Origin of the sequence: Amycolatopsis sp. NPDC059235 (assembly GCF_042754125.1) — a bacterium.
GTDB lineage: Bacteria > Actinomycetota > Actinomycetes > Mycobacteriales > Pseudonocardiaceae > Amycolatopsis > Amycolatopsis albidoflava.
The window spans coordinates 19,536-40,855 of sequence record NZ_JBHZAG010000056.1 but is presented as its reverse complement, the minus strand read 5'-3'; the positions used below and the strand labels follow the sequence as shown (position 1 = coordinate 40,855).

Sequence of the window (21,320 nt, the reverse complement as noted above, 5' to 3'; positions counted from 1 at the left end):
TTCTCCGGGTGGTATCCGGAGGTGGGGAAGTGACTGTTAATCAAGGAATCGAGGGCGGAGCTGCCCGGCAATGGCGAAGGTTGCGAGAGGTTTCACCGAGCCGGCTGAGGTGACCTGTACATCTGATCTTTGTTCGCCATGAGCGGCTCGCTGTCGCAGTCGGCTCGATAAGGGTTGCCTAACACCCAAGCCTCGGTTACCGTCCAAGTCCTCAGATGACATGAGGAGTTGAGATGAGCGATCTGACGCTGGCCGAGCTGGCGGCGGCGGTGCGGGCGCGCGAGGTGTCCCCGGTGGAGCTCACCGAGGAGTACCTGGCCCGGATCGACCGCGACAACGACCGGATCGGCGCTTACCTCGCCGTGGACCACGAGGGGGCGCTCGCGGCCGCGCGCGAGGCGGAGGCGCTGGTCCGGTCGGGCGCGCAGGACCTGCCGGTGTTGTGCGGGGTGCCGGTTTCGGTGAAGGACACGTGTCCGGTGAAAGGCCTCCGGTACACGGCGGGATCGGCGGTCTTCGCGGATCGGGTCGCCGAGGTGGACGCGGCGGTCGTGACGGAGTTGCGCCGGGCGGGCATGGTGGTGCTGGGCAAGACGAACGCGGCCGAGTTCGGCTGCTCCTCCTACACCGAGACGGTGTTCGGCGCGGCCCGCAATCCGCACGACCTCGCCCGTACCGCGGGCGGATCCAGCGGCGGGGCGGCCGCCTCGGTCGCGGCGGGACTGGCTCCGGCGGCGCACGGCAGCGACGGCGGCGGCTCGGTGCGGATCCCGGCCGCGTGCTGCGGTTTGGTGGGGATCAAGCCGACCAGAGGCAGAGTGAGCCCCGCTCCCGGCCCGGATTCGGCCGGGCTCGCCACCGCGGGGCCGATCGCCCGCACGGTCGCGGACGCCGCACTGCTGCTGGACGCGATGAGCACCGCGCGCCCCGGCGACACTCACCAGTTGCCGCCGGTGCCGGCCGGGCACTTCGCGAGCAGCGCCGAGCGCGACCCCGGACGGCTGCGGATCGGTGTGCTCCGAGGGCCGGAGAGCGACGACCCGTGGTGCCGGCGGGCGTGCGAAGACACCGTCGCGCTGCTTGCGGATCTGGGACACGACGTGGCGTACGCCGAGCCGACGGATCCGGACGACTATCGCGAAGAGTTCGCCGTCGTGTGGTCGTTGCTCGCCTGCTCGGTGCCGGTTCCCGCCGAGCGGGAGCAGGACCTGCTGCCGCTGACCCGCTGGCTGCGGGCGAAAGCCCGGGGCTACGACGCGGTGACGTTCATGTCCGCGCTGGTGTCGATGCAGGCCACCGCTCGCCGGATCGCCTCCCGCTACGACCGGTTCGACGTGGTCGTCAGTTCCGCCACGGCCGCGTTGCCGCCGCTGGTGGGCGGCCTCGTCGACGACGATCCCGCGCAGACCTTCGAGAACATGCTGGAGTTTCATCCGCTGACCCCGCTGGCCAACATCACCGGCCAGCCGTCGCTGACCGTCCCGGCGCTCCGGACTCCCGGCGGGCTGCCCGTCGGTGTGCTGCTCACCGGACGCTACGGCGCCGAGGCGACCCTCATTTCCGTTGCGGCACAACTGGAGAGGGCGAAGCGATGAAGAAGGCCCAACTGGGTTTCCTGACCGGGACCCATGTCGTCAACGACCTGTACCAAGGGGCAGTGCCCGCGCTGCTGCCGTTCATGATGAGCGAGCGCCACTACAGTTACGCGGCGGTGTCCGGAATCGCTTTGGCCGCAACGGGTTTGTCCAGTGTGGTGCAGCCGGTGTTCGGGATGGTCGTGGACCGGTCCGGGCGCTCCTGGCTGGCTCCGCTCGGTTTCCTCGTGGCCGCCGCAGGGATCGCCGGAGCCGGTTTCGCGGACGGGTACCTGGCCACGTGGATCTGCGTCGCCGTCGCCGGAATCGGGGTGGCCGCTTACCATCCGCCCGCCACCAACCAGGCCCGTGCGGCGGGCGGCAGGTCGCAGCGGGCCATGAGCCTGTTCTCGGTGGGCGGCACGCTGGGCAGTTCGCTCGCTCCCGCGCTCGTCACCGCGGTCGTCGGTTCGCTCGGCCTTTCGGGGACTTACTTGCTGGCGGTCCCGGCTGTCGTGATGGCGTTGCTGTGGCTGCTCAATCGTCGCAATGCGCTTGGCGTCACCGGAAGCGCGGCTAGGGAGTCCACTGTAGACATCTCGGATGACTGGCGGGCCTTCGGCAGGCTGGTCGCGGCGACTGTCGGGTGGTCGATCCCTTACGTGACAGTGAGTTCGCTGCTTTCGCTGTACGCGATCCGCGAACTGCACGCCTCGACCGCCGCCGCGGCGGTCACGCTGACCTCGTTCACGCTGGCCGGTGCCGCGGGCACCGTGCTCGGCGGGTGGCTCGGCGACCGGTTCGGCCGCTTGACGCCGATCAGGGCCGGGTACCTCCTTGGAGTTCCGGCGCTGGCCGGAGTGGTGTTCAGCCCGAGCTATCCCGTGCTGGAACTCAGCACCGTGCTGCTGGGGCTGGCGATGTTCCTGCCGTTCGCCAACCAGGTGACTCTCGCCCAGGACTACCTGCCCACGCGGCCCGGCACCGCCAGCGGGCTGACTCTCGGCCTGGCCATGTCGGTCGGCGGGCTGACCTCGCCGCTGTTCGGCTGGCTGGCCGACGCCGAGGGGTTGCGGTTCACCCTCGGCTCGGTGCTCGCGGTGTTCTGCGTCGCCGTGGTGTTCGGCATCCGGCTGCGCGACCGCGTCCTGCCTGTTCAGCCGTCTTTGGATTCATCTGAGGAGCTGGTGACCTGATAGATTGCCGGACGCCAGGCGGAGAGAGGAATGCGACATGACGGTCCGGTCGGTGCAGCGAACCTCCTTGGTCGACGCGGCGACGGCGGAGCTGCGCAGGCTGATCGGCGAGGGCGAGTGGCCGGTCGGGGCCAAACTGCCCAACGAGGTCGAGCTGAGCAAGCTGCTCGGCGTCGGCCGGTCCACCGCGAGGGAGGCGGTCCGGGCGCTGATCTCCGCCGGTCAGCTGTACTCCCAGCAGGGCTCGGGCACCTACGTCGCCTCCGCGACCCCACTGTCCGATTTGGACCGGAAGCTGCGCACGGCCGCGGCGATCGACGTGTACGAGGTCCGCGTCGCGCTGGAAGTCGAGGCGGGCAGCCTGGCCGCGACCCGCCGCACCGCCGCCGACCTCAAGGCGCTCCGCGAGGCGCTGGCGGCTCGTGACCGGGCCGGTTCGCTCCCCGAACTGCTCGACGCCGACCTCGCCTTCCACCGGGCAGTCGTGCTGGCCGCGCACAACCCGGTGCTGATCGACGTGTTCGACTCCTTCCTGGACGCCATGCGCGCGGTCTCCGCCGACGTCACCACCCTGGACGCAGCCGAGGTGAGCATGGACGAGCTGCACGAGGCCCACCACGGCCTCCTAGCCGCGATCGAGGCCGGTGACGCGGAGGCCGCCGCGCTGGCCACCCGCCGCAACGTCGAGCGCACCCTGGACCAGTTGCGCTAGGGGCGGGGCGGTGATCCTGCGACTGTTTTTGGACGGTCTCGCGGGAGCCAGGACTGCGAAGAGATCAGAACGGCGAAGACAATGAGGCCGCAGATCTCGACCAGGAATTTCGTGTCGTCGGGCAAGATTCGCAGGTTGAGTGCGATGTAGAGAAAGGCGAGAAGGCCGACGAGGAAACGCCGGATGTCGCTGCGCTGGTTGTCGAGAGTAACCGCGACCACGCCGATGACCAGGGGTGCGAGCATGACGAATACCCGTTGCGTGTCAGTGGCGACCATTCGTCCGGCGAGGCAGCAGAGTGCCAGGTAGCCGCTGGATACGAGCAGCGGATTGAACGGGCCTCGCTGACTACCTCGTGATCGTGTACCTTCCTTTTTCATTATTGGATTGCTGAGGCCAGCAGGAGGAGGGTTGCTGTGCGGCCGATCATAGTGCTTTTGTGCGACCCGGATACGCACAAGAAACTTGAGGCTCGATTGCGCGGAGCGGGACTCTATAAGAATGGTGAAATTTTCGACCATCTCTTGGCGGGAGACTGTAGTTTCGGCGTCGATTTCTCCGATGACGTTCTGGATGATTACTACGACTATGAGAAATCGGAACTCGTCGAACGATTCGGGTCGGTCGCGCCGGTCGCTATCGAGTATTCGAAGGTTTCGTGCATTCGCCCGCTCCTGCAGGTTGTACTGAGCGGTCTCTCCGGCCTTGTGGATACGGATTTCGACGAGCTCATAGAATTCGAAGAGGTCCTCGCGAGATTTTCTCGAGATCCCGATTGGGACTGGGCTAAGCGCAAAGCGGATTGACTGCGTTTCGTCCAGTTGCTCGATGTCGGATGCGGTGATATCGCCGAGTCGGCGTTGTGGAGGGTTCGGGCGAGCGCTGCTTCGGCTGGAGTGTCGAGGCTGTCTCGGCAGACCTCGGTCGCGGACGGCGCGGTCCCGGCAGATACGCACGGTCGACCCCGTTGACTCGCCGTGTTGTGACCGCCGATGTCGCCTCCCGAGGTTGCATCCGGGAGCCGCGCCGTTATCCTGCGACTAAGCAACCGCTTTAGGGGGAAAACCGGTGATGCATCCCTGATTCGGGGATGTCATGCCGATGAGTGTAACCCGCTCCAGCGGCCGCGGTCGGGAAAATAGCACTTTGGTGATGGTTGGTTCACACCGTGCCGTCATCGGAGCAAGCCTACGGAACCGAAGCCGCTCAAGGTCATGCCGTCGCATTGGTCTGATGTATCCTGATGTGCTGGGCGTATCGGACGCGTCACGGGTTCTGGGCCGTGAGCTGTGCTGAGGGTGAACTTCAGCTAAGCCTGGCCGTGGTAGGCGCGGTATGCGGCGTCCGTTGTGAGCCGGAGGCGGACATAGCTGTGATGCCGTTCCAGCGGCGCGCCGTCGGGCGCTGCCAGATGCATCGTCAAGCCTTCCAGCAGTTCGATCAGAACCTGGAGCGGAAGAACTGCTTCGGGTTGGCCGTGGTCGTCGGTCAGGCCACGGTCGATGCCAGCTGCTCGCAGGAATGCCGTACGCGAGTGGCCGTCCTGTGGCATCAGGTCACGGTCACCCCGGTGGTGGCGCGCGCCCGTGTGGGCGAGCCACGCACCGACAAGATCATGTGCGTGCCGTTCGGCGGCCAGGTAGGGGTGCGCTTGATCGCTGGCTTCGCAGCACAACTCGAATGCCGCGACCAGTTCGTCGGCGTCCAGGTGCGGGTTCGCTTCGATCAGCGCCGCAACGCGGGTATTGGGGTGAGACACGACGCACACCGTACGCAGTGCCGTGGAGCGGCGAAGACGGTGCTGCGACTACAGGCCACTCCGCGGTGCGGCCGGACGACGTGCGGACAGGGGGCTCCACAGAACTCGCAGCGTTCGCAGGCGTGATTTTGACGAAAGTCAAGCGGCGAGCGGATGCGGTTCGCCGGTCAGCGCTGCCAGGGCGGTGGCGATCTCCTCGATCGTTGCCGACACGTAGGTGAGCGTGGTGCCGGTCTGGAATCCGGCGGCGTGGCCGGCGTAGGCGGCTGCGACGGCGTAGCCGAAGTTCCGTTCGACCCAAGTCAGTGTGGTGTAGCGAAGCCAGTGAGCGGTGATCCCGGCTGCGCCGATCCACGGGAGATGCTGCCCCAGCCGCGTCCACAGAGCGTCGTACCGTGACGCCCGCATGGGAGTTCCTTTGCGCGTACGCAGCAACCGGTCTCCGGCGCTGCCGTTCGGGTTGCGCAGTGCGGTGTGTTCGGTCAGCGCAGCCAAGAGGGTCGGGGACACCGGTTGCTCGCGGCTGGTGCCGCCTTTCTCGCGCAGCCGGACTGTGGAGTCGGTGTCGTTGAGGTCGACGGGCCGCAGGGCGAGTGCGCCGCCGCGGCGGCAGGCTGTTTCCGTGTGCAGCCGGATCAGGAGTGCGTCCAGGTGCGGGTCGTTCCCGGTTGTGGCTGCGACTTCATTGATGTCGGAAAGCTGCTGGTACGACAGCGCGCGGCGAAGGCTGTTGTGGCGACGCGGTTTCTTCACGCTCGCGGCGGGGTTCTCGGCCGGTCCGATCAGCTTGTCGTTGACAGCGTGGTTGTAAAGTGCCCGGACGGCGTCGATGAAAGTCATCTTCGCGCCTCGACCGTCTCGAGAATTGGCCCGAAGTGCTGAACGCTGTTGCACATCGTTGGCGAGCTTGGCGATTTCAGTGGCGGTCGGCTCGTCGATCCGTCGATCGCCCCATTCGTCGGTCAGCACTCGCCAGTAGTGCTGCCATGTTTGGACGGAACTCGGGGAAGAAGCGGCGGCAACTATCGGTACGTATTCGGCGAACGTCGGGATGTGCGCCGCGGCGGGTATCTCGACCAGCTCAAGCGGAGATACCTGCAGGCGTTCGAGAACAGTCTGTGCTGTCAGTACGTCGGTGAAATGCGAGTTTGCGTCATGGCTCGGGGCTAATCCCGCCTCGGCCGTCACTGGGCTGGCCCGAGGTTGTGAAATCGGCGAATCATTTCGTCTATCGTCGGCTTTGGATATACGAGGACAATGCGTGATTCCGGCGCGGCGGCCAGCAGTGCTTTGTCTTTCGGTTCGAGTCCGAGAAGTCTTCGAGTGTGCGCGGGAACGGCAATGCTTCGGCGTCGCGCCACGGCCAGCGGGCCATACGGCGCAGGTGCGAAGGCCGCGACTCCGCGAATGAACTGGACCTGCAGCCGCTCTCCGGGGGTCCAGGCCGCGGTCTCGATGATGTCCTTGTCGTGAAATCTGCCCGACTCATCGATCCGGCAGATCGCGTAGACGATGGACGACGAGCTAGCCTCGCTGGTCAGCGCGATCATCGGAAGAGGCTCGACAGTTCGTGATCTGCCTCGTTCACGGATGTCTGGCGTCAGCGCATCGATGATCGGCGACACCGGGGACTCTTTGTCGACTTGGCGAGGCGAACAGATGTCGTCCAGTTCATGCGGCCGAACCTTCGGCGTATTCATCGCATTGCCTGTCACGGTTCCGCGGAGGGCCGCGTGGTGCGAGGCCAGCGGTCGAGGTCATCGGGCTGGTACGGGCACTGGACCAGGGATGCTCGGAAACGGGGATTGTCGGGCACCTGTTCGATGCGCAGGACGGCAACAGTCCACGTCATGCCAACACCGACTCCTACTAGGGCGACATGGTCGCCGGTTCGGACGTCGGCGTGGGCGAGAAGCCAGGCGAGGCCGATGATCTGGTCGTTGGGACCGATATGGCCCCAACGGCGGCCGGCTTGGCTGAGCGTGCGTTCGGCCGCGATGCCCAGCGGCCGGAGGCAGTGAGCATCGAGCAGCGGCTGTCCGTAGTGCGGCAGGAGAATCCAGGTGAGCTGGTCGGCGATCAGGCTGGCGTCCGCGAGAGCGTGGTCGAAGGCGTGGCGAATGCCATGGGCGTTCCGGACGTCGATCGAACTGGCACCCACGGCTGCGAGGTATTGAAGTTTGCGTTCGCGGACGCGTTCGGGCCCGGTTTCGGTCGTGCCAGCCGGTGGGAAACGGTGCTGTCCTCGATGAAGTTGCTCGAGCGTGGGGTCAGTGTAGGAGGCGGTGGACAACACGCGGGCGAAACCGGGGAGCTGGCCGAGGACGAGGGCGGATCCGCCCTCGCCATAGGCGATGCCGTGGTCGGCGTCGAGGTGGTCGAACGCCGGTGGGCCGAAGACTTCGCCGCCGGTCAGCAGGATGTGGTTGAGGTCGGCGCTGCCGGCGAGCATTCGAGAGCCGAGGTCGATGCCGCCGACGAGGGAGTTCGACATGGCGTTCAGTTCGGCGGTGATGCCCGGCCCGGGAGGCAGGCCGAGCCTGGCCCGGATGTAGTTGGCGCGGGACCAGAAGTCGATGCCGCGGCTGCCGCGCCATATCGCGCTGTGCAGATGCAGTTCGGGGGCGGGCAAAGGGCCGTTCGTGATCTGCGCCGGGGCGGAGAGCGCCGCGTTCGCGGAGCTGACCGCGAGGTCCATTCCTGTGCTCTGCTCCGCGATCGAAATGGATTGCTGCCCGGTCCGGTGGTTCGTGGCGACCGGGACGAGCTTGCCCAGCGTGGCACCGATCCCGCGGATGTGGACGGATGACCATCGCATCTCAGTACCGTCCGCCGGAGCCGGTACGGAGTTCTTCCTCGATCGCCGAGACGGAGGTGTAGTAGGCGCGAAGCTGCGACCTGGTGATCCCCGCCTGGGCGGCGATCTCGTCGAGTGTGACTGGTGGCAACGAGGCAAGGGATTGCGCGGTGAGCAATTCGCGAGCGGCGCGCAGGATTTGGTCGCGCACTGTGTCCTCCCTGGACGAGATGACGGCACCGGCTGGATGCCGCGAGGGTCGAGCAGCAGGGAGGGCTGAGTGGGTTGGTTGCGACGGCCATCAGTCGGGCATGGGATGATCCCTGGTGTGCCGCGTGCCGGGGCGGCTGGCTGGGGCCGCCACTATTCGCCACAGACGTTCGGCACGAAGGGCATTCGCGTGCATGCTCGCCAGTTTGCTGAGTCGGGGCATCGGGACCGCGTTGCTGTCGAACGCGGGATCTGTGGTGATCATGAGACAGAGCGCCGCTGCGTTGAGACTGAGATTGACGATCGCGTAGGGCGTTCTGGCCGGGAGGTAGACAGCATCGCCTGCTGCTGGCCGGACGGGAGCCATGTCTTTTCCCGACAGAACAGCGAGGGATCCGCTGAGTACGACGCCCGCTGTCTCGGCACTGTGGTGGCGTTGCGGGGGACGATTCGCGCGCCTGGCAGAAGCATTCGCGCAGTGGATAACCCCTGAACAGGCACTGACGGTTCGCGCAGGATCAAGGTGGCCAGCCCTCCGCCGGGCAGCGGTCGGGTCTGAGCAGTCCGATGTCGGCAAAGAACCGCGCGCATCGACTCAGTCATGCGGTTCTCCCTGCCTTGTCGTGGCGGGCGAACTGGCGGTGCGGGGCGTTCGCAAGCGTGTGTGCCAGCACGGCGTTCACCTCGGCGTCGGCGGGGCTTCGGCGGCCGTGGCCACAGGCCGCGGCGACGGCCGAGACTTGCCGTCCTAGGGCGTTTTCCGCGAGTTCGAGGGCGCGGCCTGATTCGGTGGGGTGGTGTTCGTCGACGAGTCCGGCGATGACCTCGATGTCGTCGGGCAGGCGGCGGAGGGCACGATAGTAGGCCGCGTTGGTGGATGGTGCGGTGGTTCCGGTGCACATCGGGATGTGGACCTGGGGTATGGGCAGGCCGAGCCGGGTGAGTTGCCGGTGGACGGTCCTGATGATGCGCACCGCGTGGGCGAGGTCGGGTGGGGTGACGAGGGGTTTGTGGTTGAGGTCTCCGTGGCACAGGTGGAGGACCCAGGTCGCGTCGGTGGGGCTGTCGCGGATGACACGGGTGATCTGCCCTGCCAGCAGCGCGGCCGCAGCGGACTGCAGGGTATGTGGTACGCGGTCGAGGATCGCGAGCGTGGCCGGGGTTTCGAACTGGAAGACGACCTCGTCGCCCCATCGGCGATCGATTTCGTTGATGTCATGCAGGATCGCTTCGCGCAGGACGTCTACGTTCGCCAGCGTGCGGGCTGGGGTGCCGAAGCAGAGGTAGGCCAGATCCAGCGGGCCGGGAATCGACACCTGTATCGGTGGCAGTTGCTGTGGGCAGTCGAGGGCCTGCCGGGCGGCAGCGACGATGGCGGTGTGGCTGGCTCGCCGCAGGGAGACGTCGTCGGGCGTGAGCCGATGGCCGGGGGCGATGCGGTAGCGCGGGTAGTCGTCGTAGCTGGTGGCCTCGCCGGTCCGGGTGGGTTCGAGGGATGCGGCGTTTTCAAGGGCGTAGAGCCAGTCGACGATCCACCGCGGATCGGCGTCGCAGGGGAGTGCGGCGAGGGTTCGGCCGTGTGCTTGGTCCAGCATCCATTGCATTCCGGCTTGGGGCGTCGGTGCGAGCTGGGGCGGCAGAGAGCCGATGAAGTGGATGGCACGTCGTTCGTGGTCGGCAGTAGCTGGCTGGGTTCGGTTTTGTGTTGCGGGCATGGTCGTCCTCCCGGACAGTCCTGAACGGAGGTGACGGGGAGGGACGTCACGGTGGGGATGCCGGGCTGTGGTCCGCCTGCGGGCGGACCACAGCGGCCTGTCAGCCGGTCACTGGCAGGTGTCCGGGTCGAGGCGTCGGCGCAGGGGCGGGCCGGTGCCCGGTGCGTCCCTGCGCCGAGTCGCGGTCGGATTGCCGACCGGGCTTTTCCGCCGGTGCGGGATGGTGGCCGGGCTGGCTGGGCCGCGTGGTCGGCGTGGGGTCGTCGGTCGGGCCGGGTTCGCCGGGATGGGTGGTGGGCGGCGGTTCGGTCGGCGGGGTGCCGGTGCCGCAGGAGACGGTCGCGACGGACACGGTGATCGCCGGTTCTCCGGGCGTCTTCACTGTGATGGTGCCTGCGGTCGCGCGCGGTCCGCCGGATGCTCCTGGTGTGACAGTGAGGTTGCCGGTGGAGCGTGACGGGGCTTTGACGGTGGTGACGCCGTTGCGGCAGGTGGCGGAGAACGGGCCGACGCTGGTGGTGCCGACCCGGACGCTCGCGACGGTTGCTTCGGCGATTCCGGCACCAGCGCGCAAGTTGATGCCGCTGGCGACGACGGCTCCGCTGGGGGAGGACACCGATCCTCCGCCGGTTTTGACGGCTCCGGAGCTGGAGACTGAGGGCGCGGGCCCGACGTGTTCTCCGCCGCTGGCGGTGATCCCGGATGCGCTCGACCCGGAGGTCGCGGCGAGCGCGGTTGGCTTGTCGGTCAGCGAGGTCATGCTGACGGTGATGGCGACACTGGCACCGGCTAATGCGAGTCCGGCGGCTAGGCCGAGATGTCGTGCAGACGTGGACATGGTTCCCCTTTGCTGCTAGGTGTTCAGTGGATGAGGACCGGAGTTCCCAACGGCACCTCAGTCGCCAGCCGGTGCAGTGCGTCAGCTGGGACGCGGATGCATCCGTCGCTTGACTGGGTGCCGAAGACGTGGGGGTCTGGCCAGGTGTGAATGCCGGTCGTGCCAGGGCCGCCGCCGAAGGTTGCGTGACTGGTCGAGTGGATTCCGAGAGGCAGGATCACCGGGCTGTAGGTTTGCTTCGCGTCCGTCAACGCTGCCATCACAAAGGTCCTGCCGGGTGGGGTCGGTGCTGAGTTCTTCCCTACGCCGACTGTCCAGGTCGCGACCGTCTTCTCGTCGCGAACCAGTTCCAATCGGAATGCCGCGCGGTTCACCTCGATCCGGTACGGCGTCCGAGCCGTGGCCAAGGACGAGTCCTGTGTGGACAGCCAGCCGACGCTTCCGTTCGGCCGCGACGGCAACAGGACTTGGATCCATCCGCTTTCCTTCGCCACCACGGGGACCCAGGTGTCGGAGCTGGTTTCCTTGACCGGCAGCATCGCGAACGGTGGCGCGCCAGGCGCGTGGTAGACGGGGACGGGTCGCTGCGGGTGCACTACCGTCCCGTTCGGACTTTCAGACTCATTCACATCCGTTGGCGCATTGGCGATTGTGGTGTAGGTCGTAGCCTCGGGCAGCGATTCAGGTTGGGCGACAGGCCGAGGCACGACGGCTGGCGCTGCTCGGATGTCGGACGTGGACGCGACCTCGTCGGGACCGTGCTGCCCGTGTGGCAGGGTGCCGCTGAGATACAGCGCCAGCAAGAGAATGCAGGCGAGTTCGACGGCGCCGAGCGGGGCGAAGAACCGGAACCAGCCTCGGGGAAGCGACTTCCGGAAGAGGAAGAGCACGAGCATGACGAACCGTCCTCCGATCGTGCGTGGGAAGGGGTGGTGCGGGCCAGCCCCCTGGCCAGGCCCGCACCACCGGTTCACTTCGCGGCCAGCGCCGCGACGAAACCGCGGTCAGGAGTGCCGACCCCGGTGACGTTGTCCCAGCCCGGTCCGCTCTGCAGTGTCTGCGGCCGGGTGTCGAAATCGATCAGGTACTGGCCCTGCTGACCGGGCACACCAGTCCCCGGCAAAGCGTGCATCGCCGGGGTGAACACGCCGGCCTTGACCGGGGTGACGTCCTTGATCCCGGCACGCAAGGCGTACAACGCTGGCGTCAGCAGCCCGCCGCGCGCACCGCGGACCTGCTGGGCATCGGCCGCCAAGCCCGCGACGACAGGAGCCGCGAGCGAGGTGCCGCCGAAGGAGTACAGGCCGAACTGGCCCTGCCTTGTTTGTCCTACCAGGAATCCGGTGTAGGAGTCGGCCAGCGCTGAGATGTCGGGCACGGCACGGTGTCCGTGGCTCGCCGAGGCGGGCACGACGCCGTTTTGCCAGTCCGGAACGGGGTAGAGCGCGGAGGCACCGCCGCCCGCTCCGCCAGCGAACGATCCGTCGATGTTGTGCTGCGGGACCCACTTCCCGCCGGACAGCGTGTTTCCGGCGTTCTCCCAGCCGGTGACCACGACCGGCTTGTTCTGCTGGTCGAGTCCGACGGTGGTGCCGCCGACCGCGGTCACCCACGGGCTGGAGGACGGGAAGCTGGTGGTCGCGGATCCGGTGATGCCGGTGTTCGTGCCAGCGTCCCCGGTCGAGACCATGATCGACTGGCCTTGGATCGCGGCCTGCAGGGCGATCGAGTTGAATTGGTCGCGAACTGCTGGGGCCATCTGCCGTTCGCCGTCGGCGTTGCCCCAGGAGAAGGACAGCACGTCCGCGGCGTTTTCGTTGACGGCTTTGACGACCGCGTCGTACAGCCCGCCGAGGCAGGTTTTCGCGGCGTAGTAACGGAGTTTGGCGTTCGGTGAGATCGCATGGGACGACTGGATGTCGCCCTTCTGCTCGGTGCCCCAGCCGGGTGCGTCGCACTTGTCTTGATCGGTGAACCCGCCTTCCGGCGGGACGGCGGTGTACTGGCCAGGCTTCAGTGGCGGAATACCGGTTTGTGCTGCGGCTTGGTTGGCGTCTTCCACTACGTTGTCCGCGTTGTAGGCACCGACGATTCCGATGGTGGTGCCGGACCCCTGGTTGCCGGAGCCGAGGCCGTACATGGCGCGCAGCGAGGTTCCGGTGTAGCCGCACAGTGAGTTCGACTGTGCTCCCGACGGGTATTTTTGCGGGACGTCGGTGTTGTTCTGTTCGCCCCACCAGCGGGCGCAGTGCTGTTCGGCGCTGGGTGCGTGCGGCGTGGTGTGCTGCGGCCGGATGGTCTTGCCGCTGTCGTCCAAGCCGATGACGGTGCTGACCACGCCTCGGAGTGCGCGGGGGATCGTGACCGGGCTTTCAGGCGCGGTGAGCGTCCGTGCGAGCCCGCTGATCTTGGTGCGGTACGAAGCGAGGTGCGTGCCGAAGGCGCGTTCCAGATCGCCGGTGGTGCCTTCGACGTCGATGAACATCCTGTTCGAGGCCGTGCCTTTCACCGCAAGACCGGCGTGGGTCAGCCAGTCCCGCACCTGGCGGACCGCGTCGTCGGTCGGCCCGAACTGGTCGGTGAACTGTGCGGCAGAAAGAAAATGGCCGCGCTGGCGGTTCCCTGGCGTGGACACCTCGGTGGCAAGACGTGCTGCGCCGTCAGGATCGCGTAGCGACAGCGCGACCTGCACGTGGCGAACGTCCGACGTGTCGGCACTGCCGACCTTCGCCGAAGGCGTTGCCCACGCGGGAATGCTGCCGGACAGGGCGCTGCGGTCGTTGCTCGCGTCCGGGGTTCCGTTGGCGATCGCAGGCGCTGCGACAGCTGAAGAGAGCGCCAGCGCCGCGGCCAATGCCGCGGTGGGCGGAGAAAAACGCATGAGTGTCCTTAGGTTGGTTTTTGTGCATGACGAAGTCGCGCCGATTGCGGCGCTGATGACGAGTTGTGAATAACTGGGGTTGTTCCGGAAATTCGCCGGATGGATGCGTCTGGTTGTCCATTGAGGACAGGAGATCGTTGCCTTTGGGGCGCAAGGATTAGTGCACGTTTGAGGTTGGGCGCGGCGGGCCGCGGCCGAGCGCTTGTCGAAAGGTGGGTTTCAGACGGTGGTTCTGTATTTCGGCGGCGCGATCAGGCCGCAGAGAGAGGGCTGTGAACCCGCGGTCTCTCTGTGCGTGAAAATGCGTCGCCGGCACGATGAAAGTCGGCACGACAACTCCTGTGTCGGCGGCCGTCCGGCCGGTGCGCCGCACCCTCCCTGATGCGGCGGCCGAGGCGGCCAACTCGGAGTAAACCTACCCGCTGACTGAGCTTTGTCAACAGGTGAATTCAAGTTGAGCGAGTGCGCGGCCGGAACCGTCAGCTGTCGCGCGGCGTCTTCTGGTCCTTTGAGATGGCGGACAGAATCTCGATCAAGGCCTGCTTGTTGGCGGGGGACGAGCTGTCGAGGGCGGAGCTGATTTCCCGCGCCTGCACGCTCTGCAGCCCGATTTCATTCATCAGCTCGAGGATGTGCCAGTCGGGAGCGGCAAGTTTGGTTTCCGTGTCGGGGACGCCGGTAACCAGCTCGGCCGGCGTGGCGGGATCGAGAGCGCGCGCGTCGATGCGCCAGTAGTCTGCGAAGGCGTTCATCTCGGACGCGCGCGGCATCGGGCGACGGCCAGCCCGCAGGTTGTTGATTTGCTGACGGCTGATCGAGATCCCGCGGTGCTCCAGGAGCCAGTCGGCGATCACCTGTGCGGACGCTCGCTTCTTCCGCAGTTCGGGCTCGTGCGCCGCGATGAAGCCCGGGTCGGTGACCGGGGTGCGGTCTGCGTCGTAGTAGACGAACGACTCGTGCACGAGCATGTGCGTGAAGCGGCCGGAGAAGCTGTCGAACCCGAGCAGGGTCCGGTACAGGCCGGCCTGCGACTCGGCGGTGCGACGACGGATCGGCGAATCGCCTGATCCGCGCGTGCCGCCGTCCTGCTGCGCGCCCTGGTCGTCCATCGGGTCCCCTCGGTGCCGCTTGACAAGCACTGCCGCATCGATACGCTGGCCTCTGTCGTGACAACACAGCGAGTCAAATCTCTCACGACCTGCCCTCCTTGACAACAGCTGAAGCCGTCGTGCCTCCAAACTGAGGACGCGGCGCAGGTCAGCGACGTCCGGGAGGCGCGATATGAGCACTTCACCCGGCAGTACGGCCGCCGGTTCGCACCAGTCGGCAAGCGCGGACTCGCTCCGTGCCCGCTTCGGCTTGGTGATCCCGGTCCTGGGCGCGTCCGGCGGAGTCGGGGTGAGCGTGGTCGCCGCCTCGCTCTCGGACGCGCTGCAGCTGGCCGGAAATTCGGTGCTGCTTGCCGACACCGCAGGGCCGGTCCGATCCGGACTCGGGCGGGCGGCCAGAGCGGACGGCCCGGTCGTCCGCGTTCCGGACCCGGTGGCCCGCGTGCGGTTCTCCTGGCGAGCGCAAGCGCTCGTCGGCCGCGTCGAGGACCCTGGGAGAACCCGGCCGGTCGCGCCGTCCCTCTGGTGGCTTCCCGGAGACCGCCGCGTGCAGGCGACGGTCGTCGACGTGGCAGGCGACGCCTGGGAACTCGCGTCGGACGTGCGGCTGGGTGCCGGTCGCTGGCTGGGTCTCGCGGCATGCCCGCTGCTGGTTCTGCGGCCTACCGTGCCTGGTCTGATCCAAGCCGAGCAGGTGCTCGCTCGCCTCGAACCGTGGGTGCTGTGGCGACAGATCCCGTCGATCGGGCACCTGGTGGTTGTCGGGGCGCGACGGTGGCCCGCACGGGTCGCGGCGACAGCGGGGACTCGGGTCAGCGCGATGCTGGAGAGCGCGGTTTTCCTGCCGCACGACCGAGAGATCGCAACCGGCGGGATCACCGCCGACGTCACGCCGGACAAGATCCGCGCCGCTCTTTCTCCACTGCTGCGCCAATGGCGTGCGACAGGATGGCTGCCGCCTCCGCCGGCCCACCGAAGACCGTCGTGATTGCCCGTGTTTTCGCCCTCGTCGTATGAAGCCCTCCCGCTTCCGCGCACCCGTCTCGTCCGGGTGCCGAGCAGGGAGTCGCGATGCTCAGCCATATGGTGTGGACCTGGATCGTCCATGTCGCGGATCTTCCGAATCCGGAACCGTCGAAACCGCCGGGGGCCGAACAGATCCTCGCGCTCGTCGGCAACGTGAAGTGGGCCGCCGGGATCGCTTTGCTGGTGGGCTTTTTCATGGGGTTGGTGGTGTGGGCGGGCGGCCGGTGGGTCGATCACCACCGGGCCGGCAAGGTCGGCTTGGTCATGATGCTCTGCGCGGTCGGCGGTGCATTGCTGTACGGCATCGGCTGGACCGTCATCAACGGCTTCGCGGGTACGGCGAAATGACCGGCCGCCTCGACCCGCGCATGCGTGCCCGAATCCGTTTGCTGGCAATGCTATTCGTCGGGCTCGCCGCCATCGCAGTGTTCGTGGTCATCGCACACGCCAGAACGACGCCGGTGACGCTTTCGAACCCGCCCGGTGCCGCGCTCCCCGGCCCGGGACAGCTGCCCGGCGATCCGGAGACCGCGCTCGCCACCCGCCCGATGCCCTGGCTGCCCGCCCAGGCGGCACAGCCGCATCCGCAGAGCACTCGAACAGCCGGGCCTCCGATCGTGCTGCCTGCCCCCTCGCAACGCGCTGGACTCTGGATCCCCGACGGCTTCCCGCCGACCTCGGAAGGCGCGCTGGCACAACTGGCAGCTCTCAACCAGGCCGCATTGTCCGGCGGAGACCCCGAAACCTACGATCGCGCATACGCACAACTGGCTCTGCCGGGAGCCCCGCCGGTTGCCGAGGCGGGATTGCACGTGCTGCTGCGGGAGTTCCGCAAAGCCACCGGGATCGCCGCGGGCGAGATGACCGACGGGCTGACGGTGCGCTACGAGGTGACCCACGGCCTGATCAAAGGGACTGCAGACCACGGGCGCTACGTGGTGGCCTGCACGCTGGGGCAGTTCTCGGTCGACTATCAGGGCCAGGGCACGAGCGTCGGCGTCGGAGACTGCCAAGCACTGCGGTGGACCGGAAACACTTGGCGCGTCAGCCCCGGACCACGAGCGGCGTACGCGCCGTCGGTGTGGCCGGGCACCAGCGAATCCGTCGACGTCAGCTACCGGGCGCTGGACGGTGCGCGGTGAACCCGATCGACTGGCTGAGCCAGCTGGGGAGTTTGGGCAAGCTTGCCGGCGACGTCGTCAGCAAGGGATTGTCGGTCGCCGCCGGGAACGTGTTCGACTCGATCATGGAAGGCCTGTGGGGCTCGGGGCTGACCGTGCTGCAGGTCGTCCTGGAAGGCGTCGACTACTACTCCCGGTTCACCGTGTCCAAAACGGACGGTCCGATCGGCGTGGTGTGGCCGGTGACGCTGTGGATCAGCGGTGTCCTCGCGTTGGGGCTGTTCTTCTGGCAGATCATGTCGGCAGTGCTGCGCGGAGGGCGTGGCTTCACCCGGCTGTTGGTCGGACCGATGCAGTACTGCGTAGCCCTGGCGGCATCGGTCGGGATCGTCGCCGCGCTGCTCGCCGCGGCGGACGGGCTCACCACATTCCTGCTGAAGTACGGCCTCAACAGCGATCGGTTCGCCGATGCGATGCACGCGCTGAACTTTCCCAATGGCGTGTCCCAAGCCTTTACCGCGGTGATCCTGGGCGTGGCTGCGGTGGTCGGAACCTTCCCCGCCGGGTTCGGCATGGCCTTCGAGATGATCCTGCGGCAGGCCGGGATCGACGTGATCGTGGCGACGATCCCGATTCTGGCTGCCGGGCTGCTCGCCAACACGACCTCGCGCTGGTTCTGGAAGGGCGTCCGGGCACTGCTGGCCCTGATCTTCCTCAAGCCCGCGATAGCGCTGGTCATCGTCATCGGTGTCGCGACGGTGGCTGGGTGGCATGGTCTGTTCGGGCTGCTTGCCGGGATCGTGACGTTGTTGTTCGCGCTGTTCATGCCGATCGTGTTGTTCAGGCTGTTCTCCTTCATCGACCCGAACGCGGGCGGCGATCTACGCGGCGAGATGTCGGATCTGGGCGCGGACACCTACGGGCCGGACAGCCTGCCCGCGGATCAGCTCGGGAACATGTTCGACAAGCTCAAGAAAGCTTGGCAGGACTGGAGATCAGGCTCCGGCGACGATGACGGTGACGGTGACGAGGACAGCGCTCAGGAAACCGCGAACGGCGAGCGCTTCGACGCCGCGGACTTCGAACCCGACTTCGAACCCGAGGACGACGAACCCGGCGACGGGGAAGACGACCAGGACGACGAGAGCGAAGACGAGCAGGGCCCGGACGACAAATCCGTCGAAGACGCCGCTTCGCCCGCCGACGACGTTCTCCCACCTGTAGTGGACGCGATCGAGGACCCGGAGGAAGCAGCAGCGCCAGCCGACGATTCGTCGGACGACGATGATGACGACGACCACGGCTCGGCCGAAGAGTTGGTGGTCGAATGAGCACCCGGCTCTACACCGGACTCGGCCGTCGGGAACACGACGGCTGGCTGCTGGGCCTCCGCCCGGCACAGGCCGTCGCCTGCATCCTGCTCGCCCTGCCTGTGGTCCTCCCGCTGGCCGGGGGAGACCTCGTCGGCGCGCTGGCGACCGCCGTGGTCTGCATCCCTGCGATCGCGTTGATCGTGGTTCCCGTCCGCGGCCGGTCAACCGCTCGGTGGCTCGCCGACTGGGTGCTGTTCCAGGTCGGGATCGCGTTCGGCTGGTCGCGCTGGCAGTCCCGCGCCGCCGCAGGAGCAGCGGTCGACCCGGCCGCGCCGGATCTCCCCGGGACTCTTGCCCGGCTGCGGTTCCCCGACGGTCCTCCGATGCGAGACCTCGGCCGGATCTGCCTGATCCACGACACCGGCGAAGCCCGCTGGGGCGCGACGGCGAAGCTGACGCACCGCGGAGTCGGCATGTTGTCCGACGCGCAATGCCAGCGGCTCGCCAGCCGTTTGGGAAACCTGCTGGCGACGCTGGCGCACCGCGAGGTCGTCGACCGGATGTCGCTGCTGGTCCGGACAGTCCCCGACACCGGTGCCGAGTACGAGGCCTGGCGTTCGGCGCACGAGCGCGGGTACGCCCCAGCCGCAGCGCGCCGGGCGGCGCGAGAGCTGGACCGCACGGTCGGCGCAGTCTCGGTCCGGCACGAGGTGTTCGTGACTCTCACCGGCCCGGAACACGCCCTCCGCCGCCCAGCCGCAGCTGCTGGCGGCGGAACTGACGGGCGCGCCGTCGTCCTGTACCGCACCCTCGACGGCCTCACCGAGTCTCTGCGCGCGCTCGGCGCGCAACGGGTGACCTGGTTGTCCGGTGCGGCCTTGGCCGAAGCGATCCGGACCGGCTTCAACCCCGGCTCCGCCGGCTCGCTGAACGCTCGGCGCTCCGGCGTCGCGTGGGCCGCGGCCGGTCCCGGTCAGACGCCGACCCCCAGCGCGCGGGTCTACCGGCACGACGGCTTCGCCACCGTGTCCTACGCGGTGCTGATGCCCGAATCCGGCACCACCTTCGGTTCTTTGGGCGGTCTGCTCGCGGTGCGCACTGCCGGGGAACGGCGCGCGTTGGCCGTTCACTACGAAGCGCTTCCTCCCCGCCGCGCCCGCAGCGCGGTCCGGGCAGGCCGGTTTCGCGCTGGAGCGGTGCGGGACTGGAAACGCTCCAAGGGATTCAGCGCCGCGGCGTCCGAGTCCCGCGCGGCAGCGGGCGCGCGAGCACAGGAGCAGGCGGTCGCCGCCGGACACGGATTGGTGCGCTTCGCCGCCGCGACCGCGATCACGGTGCCGGGGGAGTGGAGCGTGGAGGACCACGCCGCGCGGATGGAGAACGACATCGCGGGGCGCTTCGAGCTGCTGCGGCTGGACCTGGCGCAGGACGCGGGGTTCGTCACCGCGGTGCTCCCGGTCGGCGTCGGCCTGCCCCGCCTGCGCGGAGGTCTCCTCTGATGCCCGCGCGACCGCCGGAACGAACCGCCGCCGATCTCCTGACCACCTTCGGAGCCGCGCCGCACCAGACGCCCAGGCAACCTCCGACGTCGGCGAAACGCGGCCGGGTGAACCGCTCGACGGCACCGCTGCGCGGACACGCCCGGCCAGGACACGGGTGGTCGCCGGTGCTCGCGCCGTTGCCGGTGTACCAGGCCAGCACCCGTGAGATCGGCGGGCTGTTCCCGCTGCTGGCGGCCAGTCCGATGCCGGCGGTCGGCGCCCGGATCGGCTACGACGTCCAGTCCGGGGGCGCGTTCTACTGCCACCCCGTCGAGTGGGTGCTGCGCAACGGCCTGGCGACCAACCCCAACATCGCGATGTTCGGCGAACCCGGCCGCGGCAAATCGTCGACAGTCGTGGCTTTCGCGCTGAGGATGCTCAACTTCGGCGTTCGCACTTTGATCAGCGGGGATGTCAAAGGCGAGTACACCCCGGTCGTGCGCGCACTCGGCGCGACGCCGATCGAACTGGGCGCGGGCGACCACGCCCGGGTCAATGCACTCGACCTCGGGCCGTTGACCGCCCGCTGGGACACCTGGACCGTGCGGCGGCAACGGGACGAGCTGTCCAGCGTGCTCGGCCGCTGGGTGCAGCTGCTGGCCGCGCTGGCCGAATCCCAACGTCATCCGCCGAGCGTGTCCGACGAAGCCGCGCTGGCCGCGGTCCTGCGCCGCCTCGTGGGAGCCAGCGACGGCTACACGCGACTCCGGCCCATCACGATTCCCGATGTCCACCGGGAACTCGCTTCCCCGGATCCCCAGCTGTGGCGCGACCTGCGCTACGAAAGCCGGCACGACTTCCTGCATCAGCTGCGCCCGATGACCGACGCGCTCGCGAACCTCATCTCCGGCGCACTCGCCGGGATGTTCGACGCACCGACCACCGTGGCCATCGACTGGGACGCACCGGTGCAGAGCATGGACCTGTCCCGGCTGCGCTCCCGCGGCGACACGGCCGTCGCGGTCGCGCTGACCTGTCTCGGAGCCTGGTCGTCCCTGGCCACTGGTCTTCGCGACGACGGAGACATCCGCATCGTCGTGCGCGACGAATGCTGGCGGCAGCTGCGGCTAGGCCCGCGCGCGGTCGCCGCGATCGATGCGGAGCTGCGGCTGTCGCGTCTGGAGAAGATCATCCAGATCCTGGTGCTGCACAAGCTGTCCGACCTGTATTCGGTCGGCGCGACCGGATCGCAGGCCGTCGCGATCGCCAAAGACCTCATCGCGCTCTGCTCCACGCGAGTCCTTTTCGGACAGTCCACACGAGTCGCGGACGATCTCGCCGACGCGCTCGCGCTGACCGGACCGGAGCATCAACGGCTCACCGGGCCGGTGAACGAACGCCGCGGACGGGCCCTGTGGAAGACGGAGAACCACCCGGCGCATCTGGTGCAGACCGTGCTGTCGAGCTTCGAGAAACGCCTTTTCGACACCAACGCGCAACTGCGGCCAAACCTCGGTGGGTTCAGGAAAACTGAAGCATCTTTCGGCCGGAACCCAAGTGTAGGGCACCAGGCATGACAGCGGGTCGT

20 protein-coding genes are annotated in these 21,320 nt (G+C 67.8%); 9 read left to right on the top strand and 11 right to left on the bottom strand.

Features of this window, described 5'->3' with window-relative positions:
• The first annotated feature begins 233 nt into the window (after positions 1-233).
• Genes ACFXI3_RS30300 through ACFXI3_RS30290 form a run of 3 tightly spaced genes read left to right on the top strand, consistent with a single transcriptional unit; the run spans position 234 to position 3,482 of the window.
• A complete protein-coding gene (locus tag ACFXI3_RS30300) occupies positions 234-1,595 on the top strand; it encodes an amidase (protein ID WP_378404086.1) in 1,362 nt (453 codons plus the stop codon).
• Positions 1,592-2,770 carry an MFS transporter gene (locus ACFXI3_RS30295; RefSeq protein ID WP_378404085.1) on the top strand — a complete coding sequence of 393 codons (1,179 nt, stop codon included), beginning with the start codon at positions 1,592-1,594 and terminating at the stop codon, positions 2,768-2,770. Before ACFXI3_RS30300 ends, ACFXI3_RS30295 begins: the two co-directional genes overlap by 4 nt.
• Before the next feature lie 37 nt (positions 2,771-2,807).
• Complete coding sequence (locus ACFXI3_RS30290) at positions 2,808-3,482, top strand: FCD domain-containing protein (protein ID WP_344278316.1); 675 nt, start codon at positions 2,808-2,810, stop codon at positions 3,480-3,482.
• Here the strand turns inward: ACFXI3_RS30290 and ACFXI3_RS30285 are convergent.
• The 11 genes from ACFXI3_RS30285 to ACFXI3_RS30235 all read right to left on the bottom strand — a co-directional run bounded on the left by ACFXI3_RS30285 (position 3,479) and on the right by ACFXI3_RS30235 (position 14,791).
• A complete protein-coding gene (locus ACFXI3_RS30285) occupies positions 3,479-4,438 on the bottom strand; it encodes a hypothetical protein (protein ID WP_378404083.1) in 960 nt (319 codons plus the stop codon). The genes ACFXI3_RS30290 and ACFXI3_RS30285 overlap by 4 nt on opposite strands.
• 353 nt (positions 4,439-4,791) lie before the next feature.
• Positions 4,792-5,241, bottom strand: coding sequence for a hypothetical protein (locus tag ACFXI3_RS30280; protein ID WP_378404081.1), 450 nt, complete (start codon positions 5,239-5,241; stop codon positions 4,792-4,794).
• 138 nt (positions 5,242-5,379) lie between these two features.
• Complete coding sequence (locus tag ACFXI3_RS30275; protein WP_378404079.1) at positions 5,380-6,429, bottom strand: tyrosine-type recombinase/integrase; 1,050 nt, start codon at positions 6,427-6,429, stop codon at positions 5,380-5,382.
• Positions 6,426-6,866, bottom strand: a complete 441-nt coding sequence (locus ACFXI3_RS30270) for a hypothetical protein (RefSeq protein WP_378404077.1) — start codon at positions 6,864-6,866, stop codon at positions 6,426-6,428. Before ACFXI3_RS30270 ends, ACFXI3_RS30275 begins: the two co-directional genes overlap by 4 nt.
• An 86-nt stretch (positions 6,867-6,952) precedes the next feature.
• Positions 6,953-7,939, bottom strand: coding sequence for a 3-oxoacyl-[acyl-carrier-protein] synthase III C-terminal domain-containing protein (locus ACFXI3_RS30265; RefSeq protein WP_378404075.1), 987 nt, complete (start codon positions 7,937-7,939; stop codon positions 6,953-6,955).
• A 121-nt stretch (positions 7,940-8,060) separates the two neighbouring features.
• Positions 8,061-8,249, bottom strand: a complete 189-nt coding sequence (locus tag ACFXI3_RS30260) for a hypothetical protein (RefSeq protein WP_378404073.1) — start codon at positions 8,247-8,249, stop codon at positions 8,061-8,063.
• Positions 8,250-8,847: 598 nt separating this feature from the next.
• Positions 8,848-9,843, bottom strand: coding sequence for a hypothetical protein (locus ACFXI3_RS30255; RefSeq protein WP_378404071.1), 996 nt, complete (start codon positions 9,841-9,843; stop codon positions 8,848-8,850).
• A 220-nt stretch (positions 9,844-10,063) separates the two neighbouring features.
• Positions 10,064-10,801, bottom strand: coding sequence for a hypothetical protein (locus ACFXI3_RS30250; RefSeq protein WP_378404070.1), 738 nt, complete (start codon positions 10,799-10,801; stop codon positions 10,064-10,066).
• A gap of 23 nt (positions 10,802-10,824) precedes the next feature.
• Entirely contained in the window at positions 10,825-11,697 is an 873-nt protein-coding gene (locus tag ACFXI3_RS30245; protein ID WP_378404068.1) for a L,D-transpeptidase, read from the bottom strand.
• A gap of 74 nt (positions 11,698-11,771) precedes the next feature.
• Positions 11,772-13,682 (bottom strand): protease pro-enzyme activation domain-containing protein, encoded by a 1,911-nt coding sequence (locus ACFXI3_RS30240; protein WP_378404066.1) that lies wholly within the window; start codon positions 13,680-13,682, stop codon positions 11,772-11,774.
• 479 nt (positions 13,683-14,161) lie between these two features.
• Positions 14,162-14,791, bottom strand: a complete 630-nt coding sequence (locus ACFXI3_RS30235) for a hypothetical protein (protein WP_378404064.1) — start codon at positions 14,789-14,791, stop codon at positions 14,162-14,164.
• A gap of 172 nt (positions 14,792-14,963) precedes the next feature.
• Here ACFXI3_RS30235 and ACFXI3_RS30230 point away from each other — a divergent pair, with 172 nt between their 5' ends.
• The 6 genes from ACFXI3_RS30230 (at position 14,964) to ACFXI3_RS30205 (ending at position 21,309) form a co-directional block, all read left to right on the top strand.
• Positions 14,964-15,779, top strand: coding sequence for a hypothetical protein (locus ACFXI3_RS30230; protein WP_378404062.1), 816 nt, complete (start codon positions 14,964-14,966; stop codon positions 15,777-15,779).
• 83 nt (positions 15,780-15,862) lie between these two features.
• The gene (locus ACFXI3_RS30225; protein WP_378404060.1) at positions 15,863-16,165 is read left to right on the top strand and encodes a hypothetical protein; all 303 of its coding nucleotides are present in this window, start codon (positions 15,863-15,865) and stop codon (positions 16,163-16,165) included.
• Entirely contained in the window at positions 16,162-16,959 is a 798-nt protein-coding gene (locus ACFXI3_RS30220) for a hypothetical protein (RefSeq protein ID WP_378404059.1), read from the top strand. Before ACFXI3_RS30225 ends, ACFXI3_RS30220 begins: the two co-directional genes overlap by 4 nt.
• Positions 16,956-18,269, top strand: coding sequence for a hypothetical protein (locus ACFXI3_RS30215; protein ID WP_378404057.1), 1,314 nt, complete (start codon positions 16,956-16,958; stop codon positions 18,267-18,269). The genes ACFXI3_RS30220 and ACFXI3_RS30215 overlap by 4 nt, the downstream gene beginning before the upstream one ends.
• Positions 18,266-19,750 (top strand): SCO6880 family protein, encoded by a 1,485-nt coding sequence (locus tag ACFXI3_RS30210; RefSeq protein ID WP_378404055.1) that lies wholly within the window; start codon positions 18,266-18,268, stop codon positions 19,748-19,750. Before ACFXI3_RS30215 ends, ACFXI3_RS30210 begins: the two co-directional genes overlap by 4 nt.
• Complete coding sequence (locus ACFXI3_RS30205) at positions 19,750-21,309, top strand: ATP-binding protein (protein WP_378404053.1); 1,560 nt, start codon at positions 19,750-19,752, stop codon at positions 21,307-21,309. The genes ACFXI3_RS30210 and ACFXI3_RS30205 overlap by 1 nt, the downstream gene beginning before the upstream one ends.
• Positions 21,310-21,320 lie beyond the last annotated feature (11 nt).